The organism is Streptomyces sp. NPDC086080 (assembly GCF_044540255.1).
Lineage (GTDB): Bacteria > Actinomycetota > Actinomycetes > Streptomycetales > Streptomycetaceae > Streptomyces.
Genome location: NZ_JBITRU010000016.1, coordinates 1 through 12338, shown reverse-complemented (window position 1 = coordinate 12338; position 12338 = coordinate 1). Strand labels below are relative to the sequence as shown.

Below are 12338 nucleotides of genomic sequence, written 5' to 3'. Positions count from 1 at the left end.
ATGGCCACGACCCTCGCCAAGGCCGCCGACGACACCGAGGCGGCCACCCACGCCGCCCGTATCGAGCATGTCTCGAAGTCGTTTTCCGGCCCGGCCGGGCAGCAGCTCGTGCTTGACGACATCACGCTCGACGTCGCGCCCGGTGAGTTCGTCACCCTCCTGGGTGCCTCGGGCTGCGGCAAGTCGACGCTGCTGAACCTGGTCGCGGGCCTGGACCGGCCCACGGCCGGGGCGATCAGCACGGACGGCCGGCCGGCCCTGATGTTCCAGGAGCACGCGCTGTTCCCCTGGCTGACCGCGGGCAAGAACATCGAACTCGCGCTGAGACTGCGGGGCGTGCCGAAGAACGAGCGCCGGGGGCGGGCCGAGGAGCTGCTGGAGCTCGTCCGGCTCAAGGGCGCGTACGGCAAGCGCGTGCACGAACTGTCCGGCGGGATGCGCCAGCGGGTCGCGCTGGCCCGCGCGCTCGCCCAGGAGAGCAAACTGCTGCTGATGGACGAGCCGTTCGCGGCCCTGGACGCCATCACCCGGGACGTGCTGCACGACGAGCTGACCCGGATCTGGCGCGAGACCCGGCTGTCCGTGCTGTTCGTCACGCACAACGTGCGCGAGGCCGTCCGGCTCGCGCAGCGGGTCGTGCTGCTGTCCTCCCGTCCGGGCCGGATCGCCCGCGAGTGGACGGTCGGCATTCCGCATCCGCGTCGTATCGAGGACACCGCCGTGGCGGAACTGTCCGTCGAGATCACCGAAGAACTCCGTGGGGAGATCCGCCGTCATGGCCAGCACTGAGACGACCGCGAAGGACAAGGACGGGGGCGACCTCGCCGGTCTGGAGGCGGGCCTCGACGCACTGGAGACGGTGCAGACCGGACGCAAGCCGCTGCGGCAGACCTTCGTGGAGAAGATCCTGCCGCCGGTCGTCGCCGTGGTCCTGGTGCTAACGGTGTGGCAGGCCCTGGTCTCCTTCAAGATCGTCGACGATCCGACCAAGCTGCCCTCGCCGGGCGCGGTGTGGGCCGTGCTGCGCGACGCCTGGCTCCAGGGCGAACTGCTCGGCTACATCTGGACCAGTGTCTCGCGCGGTCTGCTCGGCTTCTTCTTCGCGCTGCTGATCGGCACCCCCCTCGGGCTGCTGGTGGCACGGGTGAAGGTGGTCCGCGCGGCGATCGGGCCGATCCTGTCCGGTCTGCAGTCGCTGCCGTCGGTGGCATGGGTGCCGCCCGCGGTGATCTGGCTGGGCCTGAACAACCAGATGATGTACGCCGTCATCCTGCTCGGCGCGGTCCCCTCGATCGCCAACGGCCTGGTCTCCGGCGTCGACCAGGTGCCCCCGCTGTTCCTGCGGGCCGGCCGCACGCTGGGCGCGACGGGGCTGAAGGGCACCTGGCACATCGTGCTGCCGGCCGCGCTGCCCGGCTATGTGGCGGGTCTGAAGCAGGGCTGGGCGTTCTCCTGGCGCTCCCTGATGGCCGCGGAGATCATCGCCTCGTTCCCGGACCTCGGCATCGGCCTCGGCCAGTTGCTGGAGAACGGCCGCAACGCCAGCGACATGGCCATGGTTTTCGAGGCCATTCTGCTGATCCTGACCGTCGGTATCGCCATCGACCTGCTGATCTTCAGTCCGCTGGAGCGGTGGGTGCTGCGCAGCCGCGGTCTGCTGGTGAAGGGCTGAGGCACATCATGCACCGTCCCGTACTTCTCGTCGTCGCCCACGGCAGCCGCGATCCGCGGCACGCCGCGACCGTGCACGACCTGGTGCGGCGGGTGCGGTCGCTGCGGCCGGGGCTGCGGGTGGAGACCGGGTTCCTGGACTTCAACGTCCCTTCCGTGCAGGGGGTGCTGGAGTCCCTGGACGCGGAGGGCGTCCGTGAGGTGGTGGCCCTCCCGCTGCTGCTGACCCGCGCCTTCCACGCCAAGTCGGACATCCCGGCGGTGCTGGCCGAGGCCCCGCCCCGGCTGCGGATCCGCCGGGCCGGGGTGCTCGGCCCGTCCCCGCTGCTGCTCTCGGCCCTGGAACGCCGGCTGTACGAGGCAGGCCTGACGCCCGCCGACAAGTCCTCGACCGGGGTCGTGCTGGCCTCGGCGGGGTCCTCCGACCCGGAGGCGATCGCGGTGATCGCAGAAATCGCGCGGGAGTGGCGGCACACCGGTTGGTGCGCCGTGCGGCCCGCGTTCGCCTCCGCATCCCTTCCCCGCACCGAGCAGGCGGTGGCCGAACTGCGCGCCCTCGGCTGCGCACGCGTCGCCGTCGCTCCGTACGTCCTGGCTCCCGGCCGCCTCCCGGACCGGATCGCCCGCGGTGCGGCGGAGGCGGACGTCCTGGCGGACGTGCTGGGTCCGGCGCCGGAGGTGGCGCGGGTGCTGCTGGAGCGGTACGACGAGGCGCGGGTGCCGCTGCTCGCGGCGGTCGGCGCCTGACGGCTGCCGCCGGGGGCGGCCGCACGCGCCGGAGAGCACGGGTCAGCGGGTCACGGTGGGCGGAGGGACCCGGCGCGTCCCGCCGGCCATCGCCGCGCGCCCGGGCATGTCCATGGAGAGCGGGACAGGGTCGCACCGGGCCGGGCGGCCGTGGCCGGCGTCCTCCAGTACGCTCCGGCGCCCGGACCACACCGCAGACCGCCGCGCCCGGCCTCCGGCGCGCCGGTTCCCGGGAGGAGACCGCCGCGCCCCGCTGTCGTCCTCGATCGCCGGGCGGGGGCCGGGCGCGTGGTCCGTTCGCCCGGCTCTTCCGCCGAAGGACGTCCCTCGGCCGGATGAGTCTCCTCAGTCGAAGGACAGGCCGCCGGTTCTGGTGCGCTTGAGCTCGAAGACGTCGGGGTCGGCGGCGAGGACGCGGAAGCTGTCGAAGAGCCGGGCTGCCCGCTCGCCCCGGGGGACGGCCCGCAGGACGGGTCCGAACCACACGGTTCCGTCGACATGAAGGGTCGGCGTCCCCACGTAGGCGCCCGAGTCCGCTTCGGCGCCCGCCTCGTGGCTGCGGCGCACCGCGTCGTCGTGGGCCGGATCGTGCGCGGCCGCCGCCAGGCCGGCCGGCAGGCCGAGTTCGGCGAGGGACTCGGCGATCACGGCGTCGAAGTCCTCCGTGCCGCGCTCGTGGATACGCGTGCCGAGAGCGGTGTAGAGATCGCGCAGCACCTTCTCGCCGTGCTGTTCGGCCGCGGCCACCGCCACCCGTACCGGGCCGACGGAACGGTCGACCAGGTCCCGGTACCAGTCGGGCAGCTCGTTGCCGAGGTTGTGCAGGTAGAGGCTCATCACACGGAAGCGCAGATCGAGGGGGCGCTGCCGTTCGACCTCCAGCAGCCAGCGGGAGGTGATCCAGGCGAAGGGACAGGCGGGGTCGAACCAGCAGTCGACGCGGGTGGGCGATCCATGGGTCATGTCATCGACGGTAGGCGCGACGCGGATCGGGGCCCTGGTCCACTTCGCCGCCCGGACACTGGTCCAATCCCGGCGGTCGCCCGGTCAGTCGGCGGTGAGTTCCACGAGTTTCGTCACCGTGTTCCAGTTGCGGGCGGTGGCGATGACGCCCTGGGTGAAGCGGGGCCTGGCCAGTTGCTCGGCGAGTCCGGAGCGGCCCACGCCGTTCGGGGCGTACAGGTAGAGCGCGCGGTCGCCGAGGCGGAACTCCTCGGGCAGGTGGGCGTCCCGGTCGATCTCGCCGAAGCGCTCGGGAGGGACGGGCGCGGAGAAGTAGGTGACGTGGAGCTGCTTCGGCTCCAGTTCGCCGGCCGGGTACGGGCAGGCCTCGACGATGCCCTTCAGATAGGCGTGGTCGCGCACGATCACGTCCACGGCGAAGCCGAAGTGCGCCGCGATCGCCGTGGAGAGCTCGGCGGCGAGCGCCTCCTCGTCGCCATGGTCCGAGGCGAACACCGCCTGACCGCTCTGCAGATGGGTCCGTACGCCGTCATGCCCGAGGCCCTCCATGAGGGTGCGCAGTTCGGCCATCGGGACTTTCCTGCTGCCGCCCACGTTGATCCCGCGCAGCAGCGCCGCGTATCTCGTCGCCATGCCCCACAGCCTAGGACGGCCGTCGTGCCCCGTGGGGGTGGGCACGACGGCCGGGGCCGCGCGTGGCGGGCTGCGCGAAACTCTGGCGGAACGAGGGGGCCCGGATCAACCGGTACACGCGCCTGTGACTTATTCAACAAGGTTGCGAAACCGGTGGCGGCGCCTCCGAACCCTGATCACCGTCCCGCATGTGCCCGGATACGTGTAGGGGGCCGCTGTCCTCCCCAGTGGGGAGGGGCCGGACTCCGATGGGATGACTTCGCCGCCCGGAGCTTCACCGGACAGCAGGACGAGACGCGCTTATCCGGCCCCTACCTTCGAAAGCGAAAGGTGGCGGCAGGGGGTCGCTGCCGCACACGAGGGAGCGAGCCCGTCATGGGGAACGGAGATTCGCGGGTACGGGGCCTCGCCGCCCGGGCCGGCGGCTGGAGCGCCCGGCACCGCTGGGCGGCCGTCGGGATCTGGGTGCTGTTCGTCGTTCTGGCGATGGGACTCGGTTCGGCCGCCGGCCGGGTCGACGTCGCCGACAGCGACCAGCTCAAGGGGGAGACCAACACCGCGGCCCGCATCATCGAGGACGCCGGCATCGAGGAGCCGGCCGGTGAGACCGTGCTCGTCCAGGCGAAGGACGAAGGTCTCACGGCCACGGACGAGGAGTTCCGCGCGGCGGTCACCGCGGTCGTCACGGCCGTGGAGAAGACCGGCGAGGTCACCGGCGTCACCTCGCCGTACGAGAGCGACACCATCTCCGAGGACGGGCGCAGCGCGCTGGTCCAGTTCGACATGCGCGGCGACTCGGCCACCGCGGGTGAGCGGGTCGAGCCGGTGCTGAACGCCGTGGAGGGCGTCCAGCAGGAGCACGAGTCGCTGCGGATCGAGGAGATCGGCGGCGCCAGCATGATGAAGACGTTCGACGACGCCTTCGGCGACGACTTCAAGAAGGCCGAGTACTCCGCGGTGCCGGTGGCCCTCGGCATTCTGCTGATCGCGTTCGGCGCGCTGGTGGCGGCGCTGCTGCCGGTGGCGCTGGCCATCACCGCGATCATCGCGACGATGGGTCTGATGGGTCTGGTCAGCCACTTCCAGCCGATGAGCGAGACCGCGAACTCGGTGATGCTGCTGGTGGGGCTCGCCGTCGGTGTCGACTACTGCCTGTTCTACCTGCGCCGCGAGCGCGAGGAACGGGCGGCCGGACGGGACGCGCAGAGCGCGCTGCGGATCGCCGCGGCGACCAGTGGCCGGGCGATCGTCGTCTCCGGTGTCACGGTGTGCGTGGCCATGGCGGGCATGCTGTTCACCGGCATCGCCGAGTTCGAGGCGATGGGCCTGGCCTCGCTGATGGTCGTGGCGGTCGCCATGGTCGGTTCCGTCACCGTCCTGCCCGCGCTCCTTTCGCTGCTCGGTGAGCGGGTCGACAAGGGCCGGCTGCCCTTCCTCCGCAAGCGGCGCGCCGGCAGCGGCAACGACAGCCGGTTCTGGACCGCCGTACTGAAGCGGGTGCTCGCGAGGCCTCTGCCGGCCGCCGTGGTGGCGACCGGCGCGCTGCTCGCTGTGGCCGCTCCCGCGATCGGGATGAAGACGCAGAACCTCACGCTGGACCAGGAGTTCGGTGACTCGCTGCCGATCGTGCAGACGTACAACCGGGTCAACGAGGCGTTCCCGGGCGGCTCGGAGCCGGCCGAGGTGGTTGTCAGGGCGGACGACATCAACGCGCCCGAGGTGAAGGCCGCGCTCGCCGACTTCCGTGCGGAGGCGGTCGATTCGGGAGCCTCGCGCGGCCCGGTCGAGATCAGGGTGCACGAGCGGCACAACGTCGCCTTCGTCTATGTGCCCCTGGTGGGCGGCTCCGATCAGGACAAGGCGGGCGAGAGCCTGGACAAGCTGCGTGACGAGGTACGGCCCGCCACCCTGGGCACGGTGGACGGGGTCGAGGCGCCCATCACCGGGCAGGTCGCCGGAAACAAGGACTTCAACGACCAGTTGGTCGGCTCCGTGGTCCCGGTCTTCCTGTTCGTGGTGGTCTTCGCCTTCCTGCTGATGCTGCTGTCGTTCCGCTCCATCACGATCGCGATCACCTCGATCGTGCTGAACCTGCTGTCGGTGGGCGCCGCGTACGGCATCCTCGTGGCGGTCTTCCAGCACGGCTGGGGCGCGTCCCTGGTGGGCGCGGAGGGGGTCGGCGCGATCATCACCTGGCTGCCGCTGTTCCTGTTCGTGATCCTGTTCGGCCTGTCGATGGACTACCACGTGTTCGTGGTCTCCCGGATCCGCGAGGCCCGGATGCGGGGCCGTACGACCCGGGACGCGATCCAGCACGGTGTGGTCACCACGGCCGGGGTGGTCACCAGCGCCGCGGTCATCATGGTCGCCGTGTTCGCGATCTTCGGGACCCTGTCCATGCAGTCCATGAAGCAGATGGGCGTCGGCCTGGCGGCGGCGGTGCTGATCGACGCCACGATCATCCGGGGTGTGCTGCTCCCGGCGGTGATGGCGCTGCTCGGCGAGCGCAACTGGTACCTGCCGAGGTGGCTGCACCGGATGCCGGACCTGACCCACGACGAGTCACCGGAGGCCGTGGCCCCGCCGGTGACGCGGACCACCGAGGACGAACGAGTCCCGGTGTAACCCACAGCCCCACGGTGGGGGGGGGGGGGGGGGCCCCCCCCCCCCCCCCCCCCCCCCCAGCCCCCCCCCCCCCCCCCCCCCCCCGCCGGGGGCCCCCGGCGGGGCCGGCCCCCCCCCCCCCCCCCCCCCCCCCCCGGGGGCCCCCCCCCCCCCGCCCGGGGGGGGGGGGGCCCCGCCCCCCCCCCCCCCCCCCCCCCCCCACCGGCGCATTCCCGCCCACCCCGCCACGAACAGTCGCACCCGCCCTACCGCGGGAAGCCGTACCGCCCCCCAACACACAAGCAGTCGTGCCCGCCCAGCCGCGGGCAGTCGTGCCTCCCCCGGAGGGGGTACCCCAGGGCGGCACGGGTGGGCGGTCGGGGTACCGCCCGCTCGAGCGGAGCCGAGAGTGGGGGAGGCACCCCGCGAACGCCGGGCAGCGCAACGCGCCCCGCCCACCCCGGCACCGGCACCGGCACCGGCACCGGCACGCAAGCCCTGCCTCAGCCCCGCGCCGGCAGCTCCGCCTCGATCAGGTCGGCCGCCCGACCCGTACCGCCCTCCTCCGCCATGTCCGCGCGGATCTCCCTCAGCCGCCGGGCGACCTCCGGGTCGTCGACGAGGGCGAGGGCCGCCCCCCTCAGCACCTCGGCGTTCGCCTCGTCGGCCGGAACATGCCGGGCCACACCCAGCGCCTGGAGCATGTCCGCGTTGCCGAACTGGTCCACGGCCTGCGGTACGGCGATCATCGGCGTGGCCGTCGCCAGCCCCTCCTGGCTGCCGCCGGCCCCCGCGTGGGTGACGAACAGGTCGGCCTGCCTGAGAACAGCGAGCTGCGGCACCCAGGAGCGCACCTCGACGTTCTCCGGTACGTCCCCCAGCTCGGAGGGGTCCACATGCCTGCCGACCTGGAGCACCAGATGCCAGCCGGGCAGACCGGCGAATGCCGCCACGCACTCCCGGTAGAAGGCCGGCTGCTTGGTGAAGGCCGACCCGAGCGACACCAGGACCACCTTCTCGGCACCCGCGGGACGCCGCCAGTCGCCCTCGGCCCCGCGGTCGCCCTGGCAGGCACCCACGAAGGAGTGCACGTTCTCGTCCACCCGGTCGGCGTTCGGCTGGAGCACCTTGGGGATCAGGACGATCGAGCGCGCGGGGCGGCCCACGAACGGGTCGGGGTGCTCGGTGATCCCGTTCTCCTCCAGCCAGGCGTGGAAGCGGGCGTAGTAGGCCTGCCCCCGCCCGGTCTTTTTCGGCTCCTCCCACATCGGCTCGGCGATCTCCTTCTCGTACCCGTCCCAGGCGACGAGGTTGGGCGAGAGGGAGACGGCGGGGACGCCCCAGCGGTGGGCGAGCACGCGCGCCGGGTAGGAGGTGATGTCGTGCAGGACGAGGTCGGGGGTGTCCCCCTCGTACGCCTCGATGAGCTGCGGGAGCGCCTGGACGGCGTCGTCCAGGAAGGGCTCCATGTTGTCCAGCAGGGTGGTGCCCCACGCCTCCGGGTCGTCGTCGGGGCCCGGCAGCGTGCTGTTCCAGAGCTTCGGTTCGGCGCCCACCTCGGCGACCTTCCGGGCGAAGAGGGGCGGAATCGCGTAGGTCACCCGGTGTCCGCGCGCCACGAGCTCGCGGATCACCTCGAGGCTCGGGTTCACGTGCCCGTGGGCGGCGATGGAGAACATGGCGATGTGCGCGGGAGTGGTCATGCCGGGACCATAGGCGAGACGATACGTCTCGTGCAACCTGATTCCGGTCGTGCCGGCGCTCCGCCCGCCAGGACACCGCGCTCATCCCCGCCCTGTGTGAATGCGAGACTGACCGGCGGACGGCCGGAACCCGGCGGCCGGACGCGGACGGACACGGAGGGCACGGATGGACGAGGCACGGGCGCGGGACGTGCTCGCGGCGGCCGGAGTGCTGCCCGCCGCGGCACGGGACGTACGGCTCCTCGCCCTCGGCGAGAACGCGGTGTTCGCCGCCGGTGACCTGGCGGTCAAGGTGGGCCGCGACGCCGAGTTGCTGGACCGGGCCCGCCGGGAGCTGAACATCGCCGAGTGGCTGGCCACGGAGGGCGTGCCCGCCGTGCGGGCGGCCGAGCCCGAGCCGCTGCTCGTCGAGGGGCACCCGGTGACCGTGTGGCACCGGCTGCCGGAGGCGGTGCGGCCCGCCGGGCCCCGGGATCTGGCCGAGCTGCTGCGGCGGGTCCACGCCCTGCCCGCTCCCCCGTTCCCCCTGCCGCCCCGCGAGCTGCTGGGCGGTGTGGAACGCTGGCTGCGACTGGCGGGCGACGCGATCGACCCCGCGGATGCCGCGTATCTGCGCGAGCGGCGCGACGGTTTCGCGGCGGCCGCCGCGGCACTGACGCCCGCCCTGCCGCCGGGGCCCATCCACGGAGACGCGCTGCCCCGCAATGTGCACATCGGGCCGGACGGGCCGGTCCTGGTCGACCTGGAGACCTTCTCGGCCGACCTGCGCGAACACGACCTGGTGGTGATGGCCCTCTCCCACGACCGCTACGGACTGCCGGACGAGGCGTACGCCTCCTTCACCGGGGCCTACGGCTGGGACGTGCGCGCCTGGGAGGGCTGCTCGGTGCTGCGCAGCGCGCGGGAGACCGCCAGCTGCGCCTGGGTGTCCCAGCACGCGCCGGACAACCCCGGGGCGCTGGCCGAGTTCGAACGCCGGGTGGCGTCCCTGCGGGACGGGGACGAGACGGTGCGCTGGTATCCCTTCTGACGCCGTGCCCCCGCCGGGTCAGACCCGGTCGCCCGCCAACTCCCGCAGTGGCCAGGTACCGTCGATCACCGCGGTCGTGTCGCCCTTGCGGCGCAGGAAGTCCTGGAAGTCCGCCGCCCATTCGGCGTACCACTCGATCTGCCGGCGGTGCAGCTCCGCCGCCCCGAGTGCCGCGACCTTCGGGTGGCGGACGGCTATCGCGCACGCCAGCCGGGCCGCGGCCAGGGCGTCGGCGGTCGCGTCGTGCGCCGCGTCGAGGACGACTCCGTACTCGGCGCAGACCGCTTCGAGGTTCCGCTTGCCGCGCCGGTAGCGGTCGACGGCACGGTCGATGGTGTACGGGTCGATGACCGGCGCGGGATCGATGCCGCCGAGGCGGTCGCGCAGGGACGGCAGCCCGTACCGCCGCAGTTCGGCGGAGAGCAGGGTCAGGTCGAAGGCGTTATCCACGCACGACCGTGTCTCACCGTCTCCCTCGTCGTTGATCGACCAGGGGGTGCGATCAGATGGAGATCTTCTTCACCGACCCGGGATCGTTGGAAGCGACCGGGGTGACCGATGGGCAGAGGGCACTGGAGAGGCACGGGTTGCACGCCGGTGCGCCGTTCATCCTCAGCGATGACGGCAGCTACGACATACACCTGAACCGCTTCCTGTGGTCCCTGCCGACGCTCGGGGTAAGGTCGGCGAACTCCTGGCGGGCGTACGCCCTCGATCTGCTGACCTGGGGGCGGTTCCTCCACGAGCATCGCGGCAAGGCCCTCTGGCAAGCTGACCGTGACGACGTGACGGCCTTCCACCGAGCCCGGCGAATCTCACCCGATCCCACTCAGGTCATCTCGGCCTCCACCTGGAACCGGTCCGTCGCGGCCTTGGACAAGTTCTACACCTGGGCGGCGGACGAGGGTCTGATCGAGCGGACGCCGTTCAAGTACTACGAGAGCTCACGGCGAGCGGAATCCGGTCAGCAGGTGCCTGTCCGTAACAACCGCGCGGTGGAGAAGGCTGCCAAGCGCGGGTCCGTCGAGTTCCTCTCCGTGCCTCGGTATGCGGCCTTCCGCGACGTCGGACTGCGCGGTCAACGGCCGTCAGGAGCCGCCGATCCGTCCTTCCGTGGCCGTAACGCGGAACGCAACGTCGTCATGGCGGAACTGCTGGTCACCACCGGCTTGCGCATCGAGGAGGCCGCGTCGCTCTGCTGGCCGGAACTGCCTGCCCCCGACCGCCAGGACGGGAAGAAGAGCGTGCCGTTCGACCTGGCGCCGCCTACCGCGAAAGGTGACAAGGGGCGCAGGATCCTGCTGCCGAATCGGATCGTCGCGGCCCTGGCCGATTACATGGAGATCGAGCGGTCCTTGGTGCTGGACCGCTGGCATGCCCGGGGCCGTCCGCTGCCTGCCGATGCAGTGCTGGGGAGCCAACCCGACCGCCGGAGCGTACGGATGCGGACGAAGGATGGTCGGCTGCGAAGAGTTCCATGGTCACGTGTGCCGCCATCGATCCGGTCCCGGCTCTTCCTCGTAGACGAGCAGGACCGTCCCCTTGGCCCCGCGTGCGTATGGCTCGGACAGGAAGCACGACCTGTGTCCCTGTCCGCCTGGGAGTCCGTATTCGTGCGCGCCTCGGAGAGGTGCCGGACGTTCGGGGTCGATGTAACCGCCACGCCTCATGTGCTCAGGCACACCTTCGCGGTTCATCTGCTGTCGGCGCTGATCCACGAGCAGATCGGCTCGGTGGACAGGCATGAAATGGCCGACGGCGTGTACCGCCGGATCATCGGAGACCCCCTCGATCATCTCCGCCGGCTGCTGGGGCACTCATCGATCACAACGACGTACATCTACCTCGACTGCACCGACCAGGCGCAGTCCTTGATCGACAGTGCGGTGGACGCTTGGACGTCCGAGGTCGCGGCCACGGCGAGTCAGGTCTCACAGGAGGATCAGGGGTCCGCGGCGCAGGTAGGGGGAGTGAGCTCATGGTAGGGCGGGGACGACGTCGGGCCCGACTGAACGCGCCTGCGGAGCAGGCTGTTGATCCACCTCCCACAGCGCTGGGACTGCTGAAGGTCGAGGTCACCTTCCCGGACAACCGAACGGCCGTCGTGGACTGGACCCACGAGCCTCAGCAGCGACTGCTACGGGCCCTGGGCGCAGAACTGGCGGCCTCGTGTGCCGTGGGCCAAGGCACAGGGTCGCCACATACGCTGCGGAATCGCGCCCGCTCCTGTCGCGAATGGGCACGCTGGATCGCATCGACAGAGCACGCGGAACTACGCGTGCGTGATCTCCTCCCCCGTCACCTGGACGGGTTCGAGAGCCATCTGCGCGAAAGGCATCCGGAGTCCTCAAGGACGCCCTACGCGCGTATCGCCGACATCGTATGGATCTTGCGGCGTCTGAGGGACAAGGAGAGAGGCCTGTCGCCTGCCATGGTCCGGCGGCTCGCCCATACCTCAGCAGGTCCCGTCGGCTCGTACGCCCCTCGCGACGCCTATTCGCCCCACATCGTGGAGCAGTTACGAGCTGCCGCACGCTCCGACATCGACCAGGCAGTTCGTCGACTGACGGTGGAGGGGCCATCGCTCCTGGCACAGGGGCGCGACCCTCGGGCGGCTGGATGGAGTTCCGATGCCAACGTGCTGTGGGAGATTTACCGGAGCCAGGGGCAATTCACCCGTCAGGAACTGGCCGACCGGGTCGGCCGCGCTCTGGCTGACGAACATTCTCCCGGCCGCCTCGCACCTCTCCTCTACCCCACCAGCCGCGACCTGTTCGCCCTGCTCCTTCTGTTCTGTCTCGAAAGCGGCATGGAGTTGGAGGCAGTCAGGGAACTGACCTCTGACTGCCTCAAGAACCCGAACCGGGGCTATGTGCAGGTCGAGTACCTCAACCCGAATCCACCGGCTGACATCTGTGGATAACTTCTCCGGGAACGAGGAAGAGCCTTGCGACCTGCGATGATGGGAGTTCTTGAGGCTTCCAGCA

At 71.3% G+C, this 12338-nt stretch carries 10 protein-coding genes and 1 pseudogene; 7 read left to right on the top strand and 4 right to left on the bottom strand.

Annotated features, from left to right (window positions below; all coding sequences use genetic code 11):
- The 3 genes from ACIF9R_RS19785 to ACIF9R_RS19775 are packed head-to-tail and all read left to right on the top strand — an operon-like array spanning position 1 to position 2418.
- Positions 1–789 carry an ABC transporter ATP-binding protein gene (locus tag ACIF9R_RS19785; RefSeq protein WP_399981552.1) on the top strand — a complete coding sequence of 263 codons (789 nt, stop codon included), beginning with the start codon at positions 1–3 and terminating at the stop codon, positions 787–789.
- Positions 776–1672, top strand: coding sequence for an ABC transporter permease (locus ACIF9R_RS19780; RefSeq protein ID WP_399981550.1), 897 nt, complete (start codon positions 776–778; stop codon positions 1670–1672). The genes ACIF9R_RS19785 and ACIF9R_RS19780 overlap by 14 nt, the downstream gene beginning before the upstream one ends.
- An 8-nt stretch (positions 1673–1680) precedes the next feature.
- Positions 1681–2418, top strand: coding sequence for a sirohydrochlorin chelatase (locus ACIF9R_RS19775; protein ID WP_399981547.1), 738 nt, complete (start codon positions 1681–1683; stop codon positions 2416–2418).
- A gap of 345 nt (positions 2419–2763) precedes the next feature.
- Here ACIF9R_RS19775 and ACIF9R_RS19770 read toward each other — a convergent pair whose 3' ends face one another.
- Positions 2764–3381 (bottom strand): DsbA family protein, encoded by a 618-nt coding sequence (locus tag ACIF9R_RS19770; protein ID WP_399981544.1) that lies wholly within the window; start codon positions 3379–3381, stop codon positions 2764–2766.
- An 84-nt stretch (positions 3382–3465) separates the two neighbouring features.
- Positions 3466–4014 (bottom strand): DUF1697 domain-containing protein, encoded by a 549-nt coding sequence (locus ACIF9R_RS19765; RefSeq protein WP_399981542.1) that lies wholly within the window; start codon positions 4012–4014, stop codon positions 3466–3468.
- Between the two features lie 375 nt (positions 4015–4389).
- On the opposite strand from ACIF9R_RS19765, the gene ACIF9R_RS19760 reads away from it, so the two are divergent.
- Positions 4390–6639 (top strand): MMPL family transporter, encoded by a 2250-nt coding sequence (locus ACIF9R_RS19760; RefSeq protein ID WP_399981539.1) that lies wholly within the window; start codon positions 4390–4392, stop codon positions 6637–6639.
- A 482-nt stretch (positions 6640–7121) separates the two neighbouring features.
- Here ACIF9R_RS19760 and mgt read toward each other — a convergent pair whose 3' ends face one another.
- Complete coding sequence (gene mgt / locus ACIF9R_RS19755; protein WP_399981536.1) at positions 7122–8321, bottom strand: macrolide-inactivating glycosyltransferase; 1200 nt, start codon at positions 8319–8321, stop codon at positions 7122–7124.
- A gap of 166 nt (positions 8322–8487) precedes the next feature.
- Between mgt and ACIF9R_RS19750 the strand changes: the two genes are divergently transcribed.
- Complete coding sequence (locus ACIF9R_RS19750) at positions 8488–9351, top strand: phosphotransferase (protein WP_399981533.1); 864 nt, start codon at positions 8488–8490, stop codon at positions 9349–9351.
- 18 nt (positions 9352–9369) lie between these two features.
- Here the strand turns inward: ACIF9R_RS19750 and ACIF9R_RS19745 are convergent.
- Positions 9370–9792 (bottom strand): annotated as a pseudogene (locus tag ACIF9R_RS19745) (3'-5' exonuclease); the annotation flags it as partial.
- Between the two features lie 65 nt (positions 9793–9857).
- Here ACIF9R_RS19745 and ACIF9R_RS19740 point away from each other — a divergent pair.
- Positions 9858–11336 (top strand): tyrosine-type recombinase/integrase, encoded by a 1479-nt coding sequence (locus tag ACIF9R_RS19740; RefSeq protein WP_399981530.1) that lies wholly within the window; start codon positions 9858–9860, stop codon positions 11334–11336.
- Positions 11337–11629: 293 nt separating this feature from the next.
- Positions 11630–12274, top strand: a complete 645-nt coding sequence (locus ACIF9R_RS19735) for a hypothetical protein (RefSeq protein WP_399981529.1) — start codon at positions 11630–11632, stop codon at positions 12272–12274.
- Positions 12275–12338 lie beyond the last annotated feature (64 nt).